Source organism: Chryseobacterium sp. HNCC26DJ240 (assembly GCF_057180485.1).
Map to the genome: position 1 here is coordinate 48,969 of NZ_JBXUGK010000003.1, position 18,628 is coordinate 67,596.

The following is an 18,628-nucleotide window of genomic DNA, read 5'->3' on the forward strand; positions in this document are numbered from 1 at the left end:
ATTGAACTTTTGTGGAAAATTGAAGATTTGTGCTTCGATTGCCCCACCATCGCAAAGCCCCATAAATTTAGCGACAAGCATAAACCAATATCCTGCAATGAATGAACTCTTTAATCAATAAATTCAAAACCTACGGAAACTTATCCCCCGAAATTGAAACAGAACTTTCAAAATACATCAAAAGTCAAACAAAACAAAAGGGCGATTTCTTTTTAAAAAAAGGACAAACAGTTTCAAGCCTTTTTATAATCGAAACAGGACTTGTTCGTTCGTATTATGTAAAAGACGACCGAGAAATAAATTCGTGGTTCGGTTTTGAGAATATTATTTTAGGTTCTGTATTACCCCTATTTTATGACCAACCGTCTTTTGAAAATATTCAATTTTTAGAAACATCCACTTACTACTATATTTTAAGCAAAGACCTTAACGATCTTTACAAAAGATTTTCCGAAATGAACACCATTGGAAGGAAAATGGCGGAAGAATATTGTGTTATTTTAGAACAGAGAATAAGCTCGCTACAAACTGAAAGCGCAGAACAGCGCTACATTTCATTACTCAAAGATCAACCAGATGCGATACAGAGAATTTCGTTAGGACACATCGCATCTTACTTAGGCATCACACAGGAAACAGTAAGCCGAATTAGAAAAAAATAACGAATTTGACTTTTGTCAAAAAAGTCAGTTTCTATTTTTTCGTCCTTTGCATCATAAATTTTAACCAATTATGATATTAGTAACAGGGGCAACAGGAAATTTAGGAAAATCGGTAATCGAGAACTTGCTCAATCAAGTTCCGGCAAGCAAAATTGTAGCACTAATTCGCAATGCGAATAAAGCAAAATATTTTGAAGATAAAGGTGTGAGAGTAAGGATTGGAGATTACACCGATAAGACTTCACTTATTACAGCGATGCAAGGTGTAACAAAGTTGTTCATGATAAGTATCGAGAGTGAAAACTCATTCTTCGACCATAAAAATGTAATTGATATTGCTAAAGATGCAGGAGTAAAACACATTTACTATACAGGTGGTGCTTTAAATAAAAATGTAAACCAATCAATGTTGGGTCCCTTGGTCGATTCCTATATTACTACAGAAAAATACATTACAGAAAGCGGACTTACTTATACAATTTTTCAAAACGGATTATATGCTGAAACCATTCCATTTTTCATTGGTTATGATGCAGTTAACACAGGTATTTCATTTCCTGCAGGCGAAGGGAGGGCAACATTTGCAAAAAGAACCGAAATGGCAGAAGCTTTTGCCAACGTTTTGGTAAGTGAAGGACATGACAACAAAATTTATCTAATTACAGGATTTCCCACTTATTCCTTTAAAGATATAGCTCAAATGCTTTCAGAATTATCGGGAAAATCTGTTTCGTATGATAGTCCAGACCCAAACGAATATGAAGCAAAACTTAGAGAATATGGTGTGACTGAAAACGATATCTATTTTTCATCACTTTTAGCAGCTATTATTAAAAATCGAGAATATGACATTTGTAGTTCAGACCTTGAACAGCTTTTGGGGCGGAAACCAACCGATTTGAAAATCTATTTAAAAGAAACATTTTTAACTTAAATTATTATGAAATATCTGTTTCTATCTTTAGCAATTATACTTGAAGTCATAGGTTCAAGTTTTATGAAAGCATCCGATGGGTTTACAAAATTATTGCCAACTGCCGTAACTGCCGTAGCTTATCTTGTTTGCTTTTTCTTCTTATCACAAGCTCTAAAATCTATTCCACTGGGAATTGCTTATGCAATTTGGGGAGGTTTGGGAATTGTGCTTACGGCTATTATCTCCGTAATTGTTTTCAAACAATCGCTAGACATTCCTGCAATAATTGGAATTATATTAATCGTAGCAGGAGTTGTGGTTATGAATTTTTTCTCGAAATCAGCATCACACTAAAAATGCCAGCCGCTAACAAAGGTTTGCAATGGTAGACGGAAAGATATAGATTCACTTTTTACCCACTGCTGACACTAGCAACACGCCAGTGTCGGCTCCAAAAATTAGCGATAGATACTAGCGTGGCACAAGCAACTGCAAACACATTTTGATTTTACATTTTAGCAGATTACTTCACAAACATCTTCACCTCATCAATCAATTCCAAAATCAACTCCAAAGGCAAATCTTCCTCCATATCCAAAAGCAGAATTTTAAACTTCTTTCTGCCTTCACTCAGCAACAGCGGATGATCTAAGCGGTCGCCGTGGTAGAAGCTTACGTAATATTGCTGATGCTTTTTGCTGAAATAGAAGTAGCAGAGCATTTTCTTTTTAAACTTAAAGAAAGGCAAACCAAAGCTGAGGGTTTCGGTGATCTTTTCGGTATCGGAGGCGAGAATTTTCTGACGCAAAAAAAGAAGAGCACTGCGTTCAGGCTCATCGATTCTGAAATAGTACTCTTCTAATGGATTCATTGTGGCTGTTGGCTTTTGGCTGTTAGCTAATGGCTTTTCAATTACATATTATAATGTAAAGTGTGCTTAATGAATATCTTCAGATGTTTCCTTAAAAAAGCTCAACAACTTATACATCTTAATGTTTCAAATCAATTACTCGAAATTCTGCAGTTCAACCAACTTGTTGTACATTCCTTTTTTGGCAATAAGGTCATGGTGATTTCCCTGTTCTACGATTTTCCCTTTCTCCATAACGACGATCCAGTCGGCTTTTTGGATGGTTGAAAGACGGTGGGCGATCACCAGTGAAGTTCTGTTTTGCATCATGTTTTCAAGGGCGATCTGTACAAATCTTTCAGATTCTGTATCTAATGCGGAAGTTGCTTCATCCAATATCATAATTGGTGGATTTTTAAGCACCGCTCTCGCAATAGAAATCCTTTGCTTCTGTCCGCCTGAAAGTTTCCCTCCCGCTTCACCGATACTCGTTTCATACTGCTTCGGAAGATCCATAATAAAATCATGGGCATTGGCAATTTTTGCCGCTTCCTGAATTTCCTCTAAAGTTGCATCAGGTTTACCTAAAGAAATATTATTTCTGATGGAGTCGTTAAAGAGAATATTATCCTGTGTAACGAGTCCGAAAAGCTTTCTGTAGTTGGAAAGTTTAATATTTTTAATATTTTCTCCGTCCAGAAGAACTTCGCCATTATCTACGTCGTAAAATCTTGTGATCAGATTGGCGAGCGTACTTTTTCCGCTACCACTCTGCCCAACCAGAGCAACCGTTTTTCCCTTTGGAATAGAGAGAGAAAAATCCTTTAGAACGTCCCTGTCTTCATATCCGAAAGTAATATTTTTGAATTCTACTCTTGAAGAAAAACCATTAATTTCTTTTGCATCTTTTTCTTCTCTGATCACATATTCAGCATCCAGAACATCAAAGATTCTTTTAGCGGAAACTTCCCCTTTCTGCATATTTGATATTGCCGAAGAAAGCGACTTCAAAGGTTGCAGAATAGTATAAAACAAGGCGATGTATGTGATAAATTCACTTCCGGAAAGCCCCTCACCTTTTATGGCAAGACGACCTCCGAAATATACAATCATACCAATCGTGATGGCTCCTAAAAGCTCACTGACGGGGGATGCCAATGCTTTTTTCTTAAATAATCTTAAAGATAGAAAACGAATTTTGTTGAGTACTTCATCAAATCTTTTTTTGATCTGTGGTGCCGCATCAAATATTTTGATAATCTTTAAGCCGACTAATGTTTCATCAACAAAAGAGTACATTTTACCCAACTCATTCTGAGCTTCGCCGGTATCTTTTTTCAGGCTTTTACCTATTATTGAAATCAGGGTTCCCATGATGGGAAAGACAATTAAGGTGAAAACCGTCAGCTGAAAATTTGAGTATAGCAAATATCCCATCGTGATAATAATCACGATCGGTGAACGGATGAGGTCTATTAAACTGTTCAGAATATTAGATTCCACTTCGCCTACATCAGAAGTTATTCTTGCGAAAACATCTCCTTTTCTGGAGTTGGTAAAGAATGAAACCGGAAGATCTAAAATCTTATCATGAAGCTGAATTCTGAAGTCTCTTGAAACCCCTGTTCGCGAAAATGTAAGGTAAAATTCTGACAGATAACTGAATATGTTTCTCAGGAAAAACATCGTGATAAACATGATGCAGGTGATGAGAAGAATATACTCGGCACCTTTCTCAGCCTCCATCTGCTGAATATAAAAATTGAAACTGTCTTTCAAAAAAGTTCCCGCTGCCGAAATACCTTCGTAAACCGGCTTTGCCTCAATCTTTTCTGCCTTTTTATCAAAAAGAATATTCAATACCGGCATGAAGAAAAGCATGGCGACGATGTTGAAAAGAGCATATAAAATATTGAAGAAAATACCTGCTGCAATTGTCTTTTTATACGGAAGTATATTGTCAATTGCCCGTTTATAATAATTCATTAAATATTAAATTAATCCACAAAAATAGGGAATTTAAAAGAAAGACGTTTTTTAGTTTAGTTTTACCTTATCGTTATACTTCGGAGCAAAATTTTTCGTACTGAGTTTTTCAACAGTTTTGCCAAAATTGTTAATCATGGTGGTCATATTTTCAACATTTACAATTGTCATATCATCATTTACTTCATGGTAATGTTTTATTTTCGACATGTCTGCAGTAGAAAACGAGTGCGCTACAACTTTCTTTTTTGCAAAACTTACGTTATCACTTCTGTAGAAGAGTTGTTCTTTTGCATAAGGATCAGGGTGAATCTTAATAACTCCAGAAGCTGCATCATTAAAAAGCTCATCGAGATCTGAAAATTGATCACCTGTCATAAACATGGCATTTTTACCAAATTCAGATTCTGTGGCAATCATTTCAAAATTGAAAAGAGCGGTTAGATTTTTGTTAATTTTCTCCATCCCTTTATCTGCTGCAAGTGCTGTTGACCCTAAAAGCCCGGCCTCTTCACCATTGAATGCCATGAAAACCATGGAGAATTCTGGTTTTTTATTCTTAAAATAGTCAGAAATACTGACTAAAGCTGTAATTCCGCTTGCGTCATCATCTGCTCCGTTGTAGATATTATCATCTTTGTCGGCATTGGTTCCTATGTGATCAAAGTGACCTGAGAAGCCAAGCATTTTTTCAGAAGCTGCTTTTTTAATTCCACAAACATTATAAACCGTTTTTCCTTTGTACTGAAATGGAACGAGGTAAGAATCACCTACACAGTAATCAAGTTTGTTTTCTTTAAATAATTTTGAGATATAATAAGCTGCCTGCTCATTTTCCGGAGTACCGATGAGACGGCCTTTCATTTCATCTGAAGCAAGTGTTGAAATGACCTTTTTCACAGTTTCCTGAGTAACTTCCTGCGCAAGGCTGAAAAATGAAAATAACGATAATGCTAAAACTGATAACTTTTTCATAATACTGTTTTATTGGAATATTAGACGCAAGATAAAATGTTTTGTTTCAATTTTAATAATCTTTCTACAATTTAATCAAAAATTTAGCATAAAAAAAACAGCCTTCCAATAAGGAAAGCTGTTCTCACTCAAAAAATCATTGTCTGGTTAGCGCAGTCTGTCTACAGATTTCACGAGCCTCTCGTCTTTTTTGATGTAAATGTTGGCAATAGCCAGACAGATTACAGCAATAAACGGGAAAATCGGCTCAATACCCTTCTCAGGAAAATCTATTCCTCCGGGTAAGCTTAGCAGCCAGTACAGCAATACACCAATCAACAAAGCGTTTATAACGATGCTGATGTTATTCAGCATGATTTGTCTTGTTCTGTTTTTAAAGCTGAAAATACTCAAAGCACCAACAATCACTAAAATTGCAGATACAATTTTTATCAATGGAAATGTTCCGAAAACTTCTGCATCCTGACCTGTAATAAATAGGAAAACAGGTGCTAAAGTAGCAAGTAATATCCAGATGGTCTGTATTCTCTGTAGCATAAACTTTAAAATCAGGACAAAAATAGCATAAATTTTGCACAATTCAAAAATAAGTGTAGATTTGCATCATACAATTACCCTTGAAAACAAAAGTCACCGGACTTACTTTTCTTACTTACAATAAATTACATTTTTTACATTAAATATGTTTAACATAGAAACGTTAAGGTCAAAATCCGTAACGGAGTTGACTAAAATCCTGAGAGATTTGGGCGTTAAAGTTGCAAGAAACAGCACAGATAATGATAAAATCTTTGCAGTACTTGACTTTCAGGCGTCTAATCCTAAAGTGGCAAAAGATTATTTCAACACCACAGAAACTACAGCAGACAGTACTCCAACTTCAACTACGGAAGAAACCACCGCAGAAAAACCTACGAAAGCTCCTGCCAAAAAGCCTGCAGCAAAAAAAGCACCTGCGAAACCAAAAACTCCTGTAGCTGTAAAAGCAGAACCTCAGGAAGTGAAAGCAGAAGAACCTACAGCACAAACTGATCAAAAAACAGAAACGGCACAGCCTGAAATTTCAGCAGAAGTATCCGAAAACGATCAGGCGAATAAGAAAAAAAGAAGAAGGCTGCCTTCAGAAAACAGCCAGCCTCAAAATACCGAGAGCAACACAGAAGAAAACACAGAATCTTCTGAACCAAAAGCTCCTCAACAAAATACTCCACAAGAGGAAAGACCAAGAAAACCTGTTCATCCTCAACATTCTAAAGGGCAAAATCAACAACGGAATCAAAATCCAAATCAAAACCCTAATCAGAATCAAAACCAGCATCAACAGCAAAATCAAAATCAGAATAATCAGCACCAAAACAGAAATCAGGACAGACCTGAGGAAGTGGAGCAGAAAAAAGATTTCAGTTTTGACGGCCTGGTAAGCATTGAAGGTGTTCTTGAAATTTTACCGGATAACTACGGATTCCTGCGTTCATCAGACTTCTCTTATATTTCTTCGCCGGACGATGTGTATGTTTCAACTGCACAGATCAGAAATTTCGGACTGAAAACCGGAGATAACGTAAAAGGAATCGTAAGACTGCCTAAAGAAGGTGAAAAATATTTTTCTCTTTTAAAACCTACAGAAGTTAACGGTCGTGATTTGGCTTTCATCAAAGACCGTGTTGCTTTTGAATACCTTACACCCCTTTTCCCTGAAGAGAAATTTAATCTTGCAGGAAAAGGAGCAACGATTTCTACAAGAATTGTTGATCTTTTTGCACCAATCGGGAAAGGCCAGAGAGCGATGATTGTTGCCCAGCCAAAAACAGGTAAAACGATGCTTTTGAAAGACATTGCCAACTCTATCGCAAGCAATCACCCGGAAGTTTATATGATGGTACTTTTGATCGACGAACGTCCGGAAGAAGTTACCGACATGGAAAGAAGTGTAAATGCGGAAGTAATCGCCTCTACATTTGACGAAGCTGCAGACAAACACGTAAAAGTTGCCAATTTGGTTTTAGCCAAAGCCCAAAGAATGGTAGAATGTGGTCATGATGTTGTTATTCTTTTAGATTCCATTACAAGACTGGCAAGAGCATACAATACCGTAACCCCAGCTTCTGGAAAAGTTCTTTCCGGTGGTGTGGATGCCAATGCACTTCACAAGCCAAAAAGATTCTTCGGAGCGGCAAGAAAAATTGAAGGAGGAGGTTCTTTAACGATCATCGCTACTGCATTGATTGACACAGGTTCTAAAATGGATGAGGTAATCTTTGAAGAATTTAAAGGTACCGGAAACATGGAACTTCAGTTGGACAGAAAAATTGCCAACAGAAGAATTTATCCTGCGATTGATTTGGTTGCATCAAGCACCCGTCGTGATGACCTTCTTTTAGATGAAAACACTTCGCAGAGAATGTGGATTTTCAGAAAATTCCTTTCTGAAATGAATCCTGTGGAAGCAATGGATTTTGTGAATAAAAACATCAAAGGAACGATCAGTAATGAAGAATTCCTGATGTCGATGAACAGATAATTTTCAGTTTAAAAAATATTTAAAGCACATACTCAAAAAGTTTGTGCTTTTTTTATTTCAGCAAGTCGAATCATCAATGTTAAAGATTTATTAAAATAATCCGTAATTTTTGATAATGGCTTAAATATTGGCTAAATTTGGGTAATAACATTAAAAAATATAATTATGTCATTTGAATTACCACAATTAGGTTATGCTTACGATGCTTTAGAGCCGACTATTGATGCAAAAACAATGGAAATCCACCACTCAAAGCACCATCAGGCGTATATCGACAATTTAAATAAAGCAATTGAAGGTACTGAGCTTGCAGACAAATCTATCGAAGAAATCTGCAAAACAGGTACTGACAAACCTGCAGTAAGAAATAACGGAGGCGGACATTTTAACCACTCTCTATTCTGGGAAATTCTTACTCCTGGCGGTAGCAATGAGCCTGTAGGATTGGTAAGAAACGCAATTGAAAACTACGGTGGACTAGAAAAATTCAAAACTGATTTTTCTGAAGCTGCTAAAACAAGATTCGGATCTGGATGGGCATGGTTGGTTAAGAATGAAGATGGTTCTGTTTCTGTAACTTCTACTCCAAATCAGGATAATCCGTTGATGCCTGTTGCAGACATTAAAGGTACTCCGGTTTTAGGATTGGATGTTTGGGAGCACGCATATTACTTAAACTACCAAAACAGAAGACCTGATTACGTTGCAGCATTTTTCTCTGTAGTAAACTGGGATAAAGTGGAGGAATTATTCAACAAATAATCTTCAACAAATCATAAAAAAGGTTCAGAATTAATTTTCTGAACCTTTTTTATTTTAGTATTTACATTTAATCACTAAACAAAATTCAACAATTAAATATGATTTTGTTTTAAGCTAAAAGCAAGATGCCATAGGCCTTAAGCTTTATTCAGCCACTCTGATTTCGAAAGATAATTCTGATCCGGATAATAAATAAAAAGAAGATTTCTTCCTTTGATTGTATTGATGATCGGCTGAGTCAAATCTCTTGGAACCGCCGGACAGCCCCAGCTTCTTCCTATTCTTTTGTGCGTTGCGGCAAAATCTTCGCTCACGTAATCTGCACCATGCATCACGATTGCTCTTCTGTAAGCCGCATCATTAAAGCCTTTGTCCATCCCAAGAAGTTTTAAGGAATATCCGTTTCCACCGTTGTAGGTGGCATCAGTGATATAAAAACCCATGCTGCTTTGTAAAGAACTGTCGGTATTTGAAAAATTGGTGGCAAATTCTTCGCCAGTGTTTTTTCCGTGGGCTACCAGAGAATTAAACAGCACTTTCTTATCGTTCAGATCAATCACCCAAAGCCTTTTTGTATTGGATGACATAGAAAAATCGCAAACAGTAAGCAAATGTGAATTTTCGTCAAGTAGACCTGCTTTTTTCATATTTTCAAAACCGGTCAGCGCTTTGGAGAACACTTCAAAATTCAATTCATGTTCGGGCGCGAAAGCAATAGATTTGTAAAGTTCTTCGGAAGTTGATGTTTCAGATTTTTCTGATGATTTCAGATTAACAATCTTTTCAGATTTTTTTTCTTCACTCATTTTAAAATTTTCTTTTTTATCTGTTGGAGAAAGATAAAACGAGGTCGTCACTACATACACTACACTTAATACACTATACAATAACTTCATTCAATATTATGTTAAATTAAAATTGCGGAGACAAATTTATAAAAACATAATTATCAAACACTTAACATTGGAATAGTTTAACTCAATTTATGAAATATTAACAACCGGAAAAAGTGAATTATTTTCCTGATTCTGAATCCCCTACAAACTCCAGACTTATAGAATTCATGCAGTATCGCGTGCCTGTGGGAGCCGGCCCGTCATTAAAAACATGACCCAAATGAGAATCACAACGTTTGCAAACAACTTCTATTCTTTCCATACCGTGAGAAGAATCCCGATTATATTTAACTCCGTTTTTGTCGGCTTCAAAAAAACTTGGCCATCCGCAGCTGCTCATGAATTTCTGGTTGGAACGGAAGAGATGATTTCCACAAACAGCACAGTAATATTCTCCGAGCTCATCAAACTCATTGTATTTTCCTGTAAAAGGTCTTTCTGTGGCGGCTTCACGGGAAATTGCATACAATTCTGGTGAAAGAATTTTTCTCCATTCGTCGTTGGAAATATTCAGTTTTTCAGTTTCTGTTCTTGAATAATATGGATTGTTTTTTGCTTGGTCTTGCATAAGATTTTAATTTAAAAATTGATTTTATTACCGCAAATATTTAACCACAAATCGAAGATTCGACGAAGTCAAAAGGCACAAAAGTCATCTTTTCTGTTTAGTGTTGTCGTAATTCAGTTTTTAAAGTTCACAAAATGTAATAGTTAAAATTAGATAGTGCTGATAAACTTATCACCTAAAAACTAAGTGCGAAATGTTAAGATTTAAACATTAAATAATGCAAAAGACTTATTTGCTCTTTTCAACTTCAACATTATAACTTTAAAATTCAACTAAACCTTTTGTGACTTTTGTGGTAAAATACAATACCAAATTTACTAAATTTGAGAATATGAATGATGAACTGAAAAGAAAACAGCTCAATAAATACAAGGCTTTTGCTACGGGACTCTTTGTTTTGATGGCAATTATCTTTGTTGTTACCACGATTTTACAGAAGACTCACGCTTCTCATTGGATTGGCTACGTCCGTGCTTTTTCTGAAGCAGCGATGGTAGGCGCTTTGGCAGACTGGTTTGCTGTGACTGCTCTTTTCCGTCATCCGCTCGGACTTCCGATTCCGCATACAAATCTGATTGAAAACAGTAAAGAAAAACTGGGCGATAATCTGGGAAGTTTCGTGGTTTCTAATTTCCTTTCGCCTCAGACTATTCGTCCTTATATTCAGAAAATTAAGATCTCTAATTTTGTTGGTGAATGGTTAACTAAAGAGAGAAATCAGGAGGCTTTAATTAAAAATCTTTCGGATATTATTTTAGATATTCTGAATAAACTGGATGATGCTGAAGTAAGCCGTTTTATCAGTAAAAAAGTGAGCGAAATGACCGATGATATTCAGTTGAATAAAATTTTAGGCAACGGAATTATCTATCTTTTAGACAAAAACGACCATCAGAAAATCGTAACCAATCTTTCAAAACAAATCAAAGAATACTTGATTGAAAATGACGAGATGATTAAAGAAAGGGTGAAAAAAGGAAGTTATTCTTTTATTCCATCGTTTGTTGATAAAAAGATTGCCGAGAAAATCGCCAGCGGATTATCTGATTTCTTCCGCGAAATAGAGGAAGATACCGATCACGAAATCAGAACTTTAATTACAGAAAAAATTTATGAATTTTCAAATGATTTAAAAGAAGATCCAAAGTGGATTGATGAGTTTAAAAGCATTAAAAATGATTTTTTAAACAATCAAAAGCTTGATGAATACGCAAATGATATTTGGGTTTCCATTAAAAAAACTTTGAGTACCGAACTTCAGGAAGAAGAATCTTCATTAAAAAAATACATCACCAAAAACCTGAACGAGTTTTCTGAAAACCTGAAAACCGACGAAAAACTTCAGAATAAAATTGATAATTGGGTTAGAGTAACTGCTTACAAATACATTCTGAAAAACACCCATCAAGCCGGAAACCTCATCAGCTCCACCGTCGGTAACTGGCAGGGAAAAGAACTGAGTGAAAAGCTTGAACTAGAGGTGGGAAAAGACCTGCAATTCATTCGTGTGAACGGAACTTTGGTTGGTGGCTTAGTGGGATTGATTATTTATACGATTTCGCATTTTTTTATTTAAAATTCTCTCGCAGATTGAGCAAATTTTGCAGATTAAAATCAGTTTAATTTTGCCTTAACAACGAGAAAAAAAGCAAAACCTCATCGATTTTGCTTTCATACTTTTTAATATTTTATTTATCTGGAAATTCTACTGGCTCTCGTCAAAATTTCTTTATTAATATCGTTAATCAACTGTGGACCTTCGTAGATAAAACCTGTGTACAGCTGAACCAGACTCGCCCCTGCATTCAGTTTTTCAATCGCATCTTTTGCAGAGTGAATTCCACCGACTCCGATGATCGGGAATGCACGGTTGCTTTTATCTGAAAGATATTTGATCATTTTTGTACTGCGCTCACGGATAGGTTTTCCACTTAAACCACCGTTTCCGATTTGTTCCAATGTTTCTGCAGAAGTTTTTAAGCATTCTCTATTAACTGATGTATTTGAAACTACAATCCCGTCTATTTTTGTATCGGCAATCAGTTCGATAATCTCGTCAAGTTGCTGATTGTTTAAGTCTGGAGCAATTTTTAGAAGAATAGGTTTTGGATTTACTTTAGTTTGATTAATTCCTTTCACGGCTGTTATCAACTCTCTCAGGTATTCTACATCTTCCAGTTTTGCATGGCTTCCTACATTCGGGCAACTCACATTCAGTACAAAATAATCTACATAAGGATGAAGCCCTTCGAAACAATCTAAGTAATCCTGAGTGTAATTTTCAGGCGTTGTGTCGGTGTTTTTTCCGATGTTTCCGCCGATGATGATTTTTCCTTTGTTGCCTTTCAGCTTTTGGATTGCTGCTTCAAGACCTTCGTTATTGAAACCCATTCTGTTGATGATTCCACCGTCTTCGATGAGACGGAATAGTCTTTTCTTAGGATTTCCGGCCTGTGCTCTTGGCGTTACCGTTCCAATCTCTACAAATCCAAATCCTAAATCGCCTAGTTCGTTGAACAAAACCGCATTTTTATCAAAACCAGCTGCCAACCCAACCGGATTTTTGAATTTTAATCCGAAAACTTCTCTTTCCAGACGTTTGTCTGCGATAGGTTTTGGGAGGAATAATTTGGTAAGAAACCCGAAATTTTTGAGCATTGAAAAAGTAAAGTGGTGTACTTCTTCGGGATCAAATTTGAAAAGGATTGGGCGAATGAGCGATTTGTACATTGAAAAAAAGTTTTACAAAAATACTCATTTTAAAATAAATCGATTGTTGATGTGAGATAATTTATTTAAATGAAGTTTAATTATTTTAAAACAAAAATTGCACAAATTTTTTCACGAATAGACATAGAGTTTGTCATTGACTTCGTCGAATCTTCGATTTCCGGAGGAATCTAAACCCCAAAACATTTCAATGAAATATCTAATAATTCGTTGAGATCCTTACAGGATGACAAAGTGTATGGCAAAAGAACATATAGCTAAGAATACGCGTTCAAATCCAAGTTCAGAATATCCCCTACTCTTTTGAAATCTTCGTCAATGGTTGCGTTCAAGCTGATTTTTTCGTTGGAAATCGGATGAGTGAAAGCCAACTGATGCGCATGAAGCGTCATTTTGCTGATGCCAAAAGTTTCCAGCCACAATTTATTTTGCTTGTTGCAGCCATGTTTTCTACAGCCTAAAATCGGATGCAGAATATGTTTAAAATGTTTTCTCAACTGATGAAATCTACCCGTTTCAGGAATGGCTTCCACCAAACAGTATCTTGAAGTCTGATGTTTTAAAAAAGGCAAATCTATTTCCGAGGTCTGTAACCGGCGATAATAAGTGATTGCGTTCTGTTTGACCTCATTTTCATTCACCAGATCGTAATCGATGGTTTCTTCATCTTTCGTCCAGCCTCGGAGAATGGCAATGTATTTCTTTTCGACTTCCCGTGATGCAAACTGTTCGCTCATGGTTCTTAAAGTGTCTTTATCTAAAGTGAAAAGCAGAACGCCTGAAGTTTTTCTGTCTAATCGGTGAACAGGATACACTTTTTGTCCAATCTGTTTTCTCAGTTCCTGAATCGCATACGTATCTGCCTCTCCGGAATAAAAAGATTTATGAACCAAGAGTCCGCTGGGTTTGTTGATGGCAATAAGATGTTCGTCGCGATACAGAATTTCTAACATTCCGCAAAACTAAGGATAAATTAGTTTTACAACTCTCTTTTAAAAGTATAAATAACACCGTAAAAGGTTCCTCCGTAATCCCTGCTTTCTGCGACCACCAATTCCCAGCCTTCACTTCCGTGCTGATTTAAAATTTTATCAATTTCAACAGGATCATATTTGGTTCCCCAAAATCCTTTCGGTTCAATAATAATTGTTTTGTACTCGAATCTTTTTTTCATAATAAATTTTTATTTTAATCTAATTTAAAATAATTAATTGAAATTTAGACGTAAATCTAACGGGTTTTTGAAACCCGTTAGATTTTGTATTTTTATTCCTAAGTTTAAGAGTGCAACTACTGATTTAGTTGAGTACTCCTTTTCTTTAAACGCTTCTCAGATTCTACAGTAAAAGCTTTTTCATGCCTAAAAAAAGAAGAATTACAAATCTCCCTCAGTTGAAAAAATTAACATTTTATCCTTACTGATAATTGATTATTTTATTTATCATTGCAAAAAAAATAAAATTATGAAAAACTTCAGCTTACTATTATTCGCATTGCTGTTGTCATCGAATCTTTTTTCGCAAACGACTGACACTTTGAGTTTAGGCAAAACAGGCAGAGAATTTTTTATCAAGGGAAACCAGAAATATAAGGCATCTGAATACAAAAGCGTTTTTACCAATCAGGAAGCATTGGCTTACATGAAAAAATCACGTACCAACAATGCTGTTTCTCAGGTTTTTGGAGCTATGGGCGGCGGACTGGTCGGTTGGGGACTGGCTACGGCGATCAGCGGAAAAAAAACAGTGCAAAATGGTGTGGTTATTAAAGAGCAGGCAAAAGGTGGCTGGGGATTAGTTGGTGCCGGCGTTGGATTAATCGGTATCGCCATTCCATTTGCGATTGGCTCTTCTAAAAATCTTAAAAATGCTGTTAAAACCCAGAATGAATCTGACAGAAAAGGCAATGAATCTCAAAATACTCATGCCAGCAGATTTTACAAACTTGAGATTGGCGGTAACGGAGTTGGATTAAGTTATAATTTCTAGAAATAATGTAAAGCGGTTTTTTTAAACTGCTTTTTTTATTCCTTATTAAAATATTGCATGATCTAAACCTAACGGGTTTTAGAAACCCGTTAGGTTTGGAAGTATGCTGTTGTAAAATTGGGATTTTAATTTTTGAGCTGTCGCTAAACCTCATAGGTTTTTGAAACCTATGAGGTTTTCTTTGGAAAAATTACAGTCGTTCAAAAACGTAATTTTGTCCATAGCCCTGATGGGAACGGCATCCTTTTTTGTGGCGGACGCAACGAAGTGGAGATCGCCACAAAAAAGATACAGTGGACAGCAGGTTCCCGGCTCCTAAAAATCTGCAACGCAAAAACTTCCGTCATCCCGCTTCCAACTTCCCGCTTTTTCACTATTTTTGCACGTAAGACGAAAAATTTATGGCAAAGCAAGACGATGTTTTCAAGAAAGTGATTTCTCACGCTAAAGAATATGGGTTTATTTTCCCTTCGAGTGAGATCTATGATGGTTTATCTGCAGTTTACGACTACGGACAAAACGGTGCAGAACTGAAAAATAATATCAAACAGTATTGGTGGAAAGCGATGGTACAGCTTAACGAAAATATTGTGGGTATTGATTCGGCGATCCTGATGCACCCAACGACTTGGAAAGCTTCGGGCCACGTTGATGCTTTTAATGATCCTTTGATTGACAATAAAGATTCTAAAAAACGTTTCAGAGCGGATGTTTTGGTGGAAGATTACTGTGCGAAAATCGAGGATAAAGAAAATAAAGAAATTGAAAAGGCTGCCAAAAGATTTGGTGAGTCTTTCGATAAAGCTCAGTTTGAAGCAACAAATCCTAAGATTTTGGAATACCGTGCGAAAAGAGCTGAAATCCTTTCAAGATTGGCGAAATCTTTAGAAAATGAAGACCTTGCCGATGTAAAATCTTTAATTGAAGAACTGGAAATTGCTGATCCTGACACGGGTTCAAGAAACTGGACTGAGGTAAGACAATTTAACTTAATGTTCGGAACTAAACTGGGTGCTTCTGCAGATTCTGCAATGGATCTTTATTTAAGACCGGAAACTGCTCAGGGGATTTTCGTGAATTTCTTAAACGTACAGAAAACTTCGCGCCACAGACTTCCTTTTGGTATTGCACAGATTGGTAAAGCATTTAGAAACGAGATTGTTGCGAGACAGTTTATTTTCAGAATGCGTGAATTTGAACAGATGGAAATGCAGTTTTTCGTTGCTCCGGGAACTGAACTGGAATTTTACGAACAGTGGAAAACAAAACGTCTGAACTGGCACTTAGCTCTTGGTTTAGGAAATGACAATTACAGATTCCATGACCATGAGAAACTGGCGCATTATGCTAACGCGGCGGCTGATATTGAATTTAATTTTCCGTTTGGATTTAAAGAACTGGAAGGTATTCACTCGAGAACCGATTTCGATTTGAAGGCACATGAGAAATTCTCTGGTAGAAAATTGCAGTTTTTTGATCCTGAAAGAAATGAAAACTATGTTCCTTATGTAGTGGAAACTTCGGTTGGATTAGACCGATTATTCCTTTCTATATTCTCGCATTGTTTAAAAGACGAAGTGTTGGAAGATGGTTCGGAAAGAACAGTTTTATCGTTACCTCCTGCGTTGGCTCCGGTAAAAGCAGCAATTCTTCCTTTAATGAAGAAAGATGGTTTAGCTGAATATGCAGAAAATATTTTCAATGATTTGAAATACGATTTTAATTTATTCTACGAAGAAAAAGATGCCATCGGAAAGCGTTACAGAAGACAGGATGCGATTGGGACGCCTTATTGCATCACAATTGACCACGATTCGTTAACCGATCACACCGTGACCATCAGAGACAGAGACACGATGCAGCAGGAAAGAGTTCCGGTTTCTGAGTTAAGAAGAATTATTGATGAGAAAACAAATTTCAGAAATTTACTTTCTAAAATATAAATTGAAAGCCTTGAGAAATCAGGGCTTTTTTGTTGTAATCACTTTGACATTTTAACACATAAATCACAAAGTATTTTTATCTTCCTACCGATGAGAAGAACACACTAGATTTCGAAAATCTTTGATTTTCTTCTGATGTGGTCTAAAATATTTCCAATTTAAATTAAATCTATTGTGACTTATGTGTCATTTTACTGAAAATTAATCAACAATGATTTAACATAAAAATATTTTCATCAATATATTTGATATATCCTTGAATTCACTACTTTTGGATTCAAATTTTTAAATATGAAGAAAATTTATTTATTGCTTTTTGGTTTGGCTCAAACCATGGCATTCTCTCAGACACAGGATTTAGCAGCATTGGCTTCGGGTCAGAATATCGGGATGAATGCGCTGTTTGATACCAAAGACAATCTTTACGGTTATGTTTCCATTTACTCTTACGGAAAGACAGATAACAAAATGCAGAAGTTTGAATATGTACTTTTGGATAAAAATCTCAATCCCGTTGCCAATAAAGAGTTTGAAGCCAATTTGGTCGTTGCTAACTATTACGGATATGTTGATTTTAAAGGTCAGATTATTTTGCGGCCTTCAGATTACAATGTGATGCAGTCTTTGGCTAAAGGTGCTTCAATGCCCGTTTCTATGGTCATCGATCCAAAAACGAATACCGTAAAACCAAAAGTATATTACGATTATCAGGAAAACGGAACTTTCGTGGAAATCACTCAGCCGAAAAGCTTTAAAGAAGAAAGAAAAGAAAACCGTGCTGAGAAAAAAGACAAAGGCTACAACTATGTTTCTTCTGTTGGAGAAATTAAAGAAGGCGGTTATCTTGCTGTAGAAAACCATGATTTCGGGAGATATGTCAATAAAAACAGCATCATCAGATTTGACGAGAACAAAAAGGAACTTTGGAGATACAGCTACAATACCAACGGCGATAGAAAGGTGTTTTCAGATCTCACGGTTTTGGACAGGGATGAAAAATTCTTGTACGGAATTATGAGAAAAGTGAATGATGATGATAAAACTTTTTCTCTTTTAGTCCTTGATATGAAAACCGGGAAAGAAGTTTCAAACAAAGCATTGACTGGTCTTACGCCGGAAACAATTTACAATATTGATGTTTTATATTCAAACGGAAGTAAAATTGACAACGACAAAACTTTCGACGATAAAATAGTTTATCTGGGCAGAAATTATGATAAAGGAATTAAAGGTTTCGCAAGATTGATGCTCGATAAAAATAATTATAATGTTGACTTAAAAACATTGAACTTTAAACCCGATCTTTCGGCTCATATTCCGAAATTAAATGCTGACGGCGGTGTAGAAAGTGGTTATTATCTTCAGACAAAAGACGTTTATATGATGAGCGACGGAAGTATGGGGATTCTATCTGAAAAATTCAAACCTGCAGGTCAGTATAATGCTCCTAAAACTACAGATTTAGTTTACATCAATACCGACAAAGATTTTAAAGTAAAAGATGTTCAGGTTTTTGAAAAGGAAAAGTCGAAATGGGTCAACAGCGATTACTTATTTTCACAATATCTGAATGACGGCAAAGACGTTGTTTTCTTCTTCCGAGATTATCAGAAAGATCAGGTAACGAAAGAGAAAAAATGGAATCTGTTTATCAACACCGTAATCAATGGAAAATTTAAGCAGGAAATAATTCCGATTTCTGAGAAAGATAATTTTGTGGTAACGCCGTTTGTGGCGAAAGAAGGTTATATTTTGCTTCGTGAGTATAATGAGAAGGAGAAATTTAATAAGGTTCGTTTGGAGAGATTGAATTATTAATAAAGCCACAATT

At 36.0% G+C, this 18,628-nt stretch carries 18 protein-coding genes; 9 read left to right on the forward strand and 9 right to left on the reverse strand.

The window, feature by feature from the left end:
* Positions 1 to 101 precede the first annotated feature (101 nt).
* From AC2A1G_RS06285 to AC2A1G_RS06295, 3 genes are all read left to right on the forward strand, one after another.
* Positions 102 to 662, forward strand: coding sequence for a Crp/Fnr family transcriptional regulator (locus AC2A1G_RS06285; protein ID WP_484046081.1), 561 nt, complete (start codon positions 102 to 104; stop codon positions 660 to 662).
* A gap of 70 nt (positions 663 to 732) precedes the next feature.
* Complete coding sequence (locus AC2A1G_RS06290; RefSeq protein ID WP_484046082.1) at positions 733 to 1,596, forward strand: SDR family oxidoreductase; 864 nt, start codon at positions 733 to 735, stop codon at positions 1,594 to 1,596.
* A 6-nt stretch (positions 1,597 to 1,602) separates the two neighbouring features.
* Positions 1,603 to 1,932, forward strand: coding sequence for a DMT family transporter (locus AC2A1G_RS06295; RefSeq protein ID WP_484046083.1), 330 nt, complete (start codon positions 1,603 to 1,605; stop codon positions 1,930 to 1,932).
* A 169-nt stretch (positions 1,933 to 2,101) separates the two neighbouring features.
* On the opposite strand, the gene AC2A1G_RS06300 is transcribed toward AC2A1G_RS06295, so the two are convergent.
* From AC2A1G_RS06300 to AC2A1G_RS06315, 4 genes are all read right to left on the reverse strand, one after another.
* Positions 2,102 to 2,449: a DUF1801 domain-containing protein gene (locus AC2A1G_RS06300; protein ID WP_484046084.1), complete on the reverse strand. Its 348-nt coding sequence runs from the start codon at positions 2,447 to 2,449 to the stop codon at positions 2,102 to 2,104.
* Between the two features lie 135 nt (positions 2,450 to 2,584).
* On the reverse strand, positions 2,585 to 4,414 hold the full coding sequence (locus tag AC2A1G_RS06305; RefSeq protein WP_484046085.1) for an ABC transporter ATP-binding protein: 1,830 nt from the start codon (positions 4,412 to 4,414) through the stop codon (positions 2,585 to 2,587).
* A 51-nt stretch (positions 4,415 to 4,465) separates the two neighbouring features.
* Positions 4,466 to 5,389: a M28 family peptidase gene (locus tag AC2A1G_RS06310; RefSeq protein WP_484046086.1), complete on the reverse strand. Its 924-nt coding sequence runs from the start codon at positions 5,387 to 5,389 to the stop codon at positions 4,466 to 4,468.
* Positions 5,390 to 5,536: 147 nt separating this feature from the next.
* Positions 5,537 to 5,926: a DUF4293 family protein gene (locus AC2A1G_RS06315; protein WP_484046087.1), complete on the reverse strand. Its 390-nt coding sequence runs from the start codon at positions 5,924 to 5,926 to the stop codon at positions 5,537 to 5,539.
* Positions 5,927 to 6,071: 145 nt separating this feature from the next.
* On the opposite strand from AC2A1G_RS06315, the gene rho reads away from it, so the two are divergent.
* Positions 6,072 to 7,910, forward strand: coding sequence for a transcription termination factor Rho (rho, locus tag AC2A1G_RS06320; protein ID WP_484046088.1), 1,839 nt, complete (start codon positions 6,072 to 6,074; stop codon positions 7,908 to 7,910).
* Between the two features lie 165 nt (positions 7,911 to 8,075).
* The gene (locus AC2A1G_RS06325; protein WP_056027230.1) at positions 8,076 to 8,672 is read left to right on the forward strand and encodes a superoxide dismutase; all 597 of its coding nucleotides are present in this window, start codon (positions 8,076 to 8,078) and stop codon (positions 8,670 to 8,672) included.
* A 137-nt stretch (positions 8,673 to 8,809) separates the two neighbouring features.
* Here AC2A1G_RS06325 and AC2A1G_RS06330 read toward each other — a convergent pair whose 3' ends face one another.
* Together AC2A1G_RS06330 and msrB are read right to left on the reverse strand one after the other, a co-directional pair.
* Complete coding sequence (locus AC2A1G_RS06330) at positions 8,810 to 9,568, reverse strand: murein L,D-transpeptidase catalytic domain family protein (protein WP_484046089.1); 759 nt, start codon at positions 9,566 to 9,568, stop codon at positions 8,810 to 8,812.
* 118 nt (positions 9,569 to 9,686) lie between these two features.
* On the reverse strand, positions 9,687 to 10,136 hold the full coding sequence (gene msrB, locus AC2A1G_RS06335) for a peptide-methionine (R)-S-oxide reductase MsrB (protein WP_484046090.1): 450 nt from the start codon (positions 10,134 to 10,136) through the stop codon (positions 9,687 to 9,689).
* Between the two features lie 331 nt (positions 10,137 to 10,467).
* Between msrB and AC2A1G_RS06340 the strand changes: the two genes are divergently transcribed.
* Positions 10,468 to 11,712: a DUF445 domain-containing protein gene (locus AC2A1G_RS06340; RefSeq protein ID WP_484046091.1), complete on the forward strand. Its 1,245-nt coding sequence runs from the start codon at positions 10,468 to 10,470 to the stop codon at positions 11,710 to 11,712.
* 116 nt (positions 11,713 to 11,828) lie between these two features.
* Here the strand turns inward: AC2A1G_RS06340 and AC2A1G_RS06345 are convergent, their stop codons facing one another.
* The 3 genes from AC2A1G_RS06345 to AC2A1G_RS06355 form a co-directional block, all read right to left on the reverse strand.
* Entirely contained in the window at positions 11,829 to 12,866 is a 1,038-nt protein-coding gene (locus AC2A1G_RS06345) for a quinone-dependent dihydroorotate dehydrogenase (RefSeq protein WP_484046092.1), read from the reverse strand.
* Between the two features lie 257 nt (positions 12,867 to 13,123).
* On the reverse strand, positions 13,124 to 13,819 hold the full coding sequence (locus AC2A1G_RS06350; protein WP_484046093.1) for a pseudouridine synthase: 696 nt from the start codon (positions 13,817 to 13,819) through the stop codon (positions 13,124 to 13,126).
* 26 nt (positions 13,820 to 13,845) lie between these two features.
* Positions 13,846 to 14,040: a DUF4177 domain-containing protein gene (locus AC2A1G_RS06355; RefSeq protein WP_484046094.1), complete on the reverse strand. Its 195-nt coding sequence runs from the start codon at positions 14,038 to 14,040 to the stop codon at positions 13,846 to 13,848.
* Between the two features lie 289 nt (positions 14,041 to 14,329).
* On the opposite strand from AC2A1G_RS06355, the gene AC2A1G_RS06360 reads away from it, so the two are divergent.
* The 3 genes from AC2A1G_RS06360 to AC2A1G_RS06370 all read left to right on the forward strand — a co-directional run bounded on the left by AC2A1G_RS06360 (position 14,330) and on the right by AC2A1G_RS06370 (position 18,615).
* The gene (locus AC2A1G_RS06360) at positions 14,330 to 14,854 is read left to right on the forward strand and encodes a hypothetical protein (protein WP_484046095.1); all 525 of its coding nucleotides are present in this window, start codon (positions 14,330 to 14,332) and stop codon (positions 14,852 to 14,854) included.
* 401 nt (positions 14,855 to 15,255) lie between these two features.
* Positions 15,256 to 16,797 (forward strand): glycine--tRNA ligase, encoded by a 1,542-nt coding sequence (locus AC2A1G_RS06365; RefSeq protein ID WP_484046096.1) that lies wholly within the window; start codon positions 15,256 to 15,258, stop codon positions 16,795 to 16,797.
* Between the two features lie 291 nt (positions 16,798 to 17,088).
* Complete coding sequence (locus AC2A1G_RS06370; protein WP_484046097.1) at positions 17,089 to 18,615, forward strand: hypothetical protein; 1,527 nt, start codon at positions 17,089 to 17,091, stop codon at positions 18,613 to 18,615.
* Positions 18,616 to 18,628: the final 13 nt, after the last annotated feature.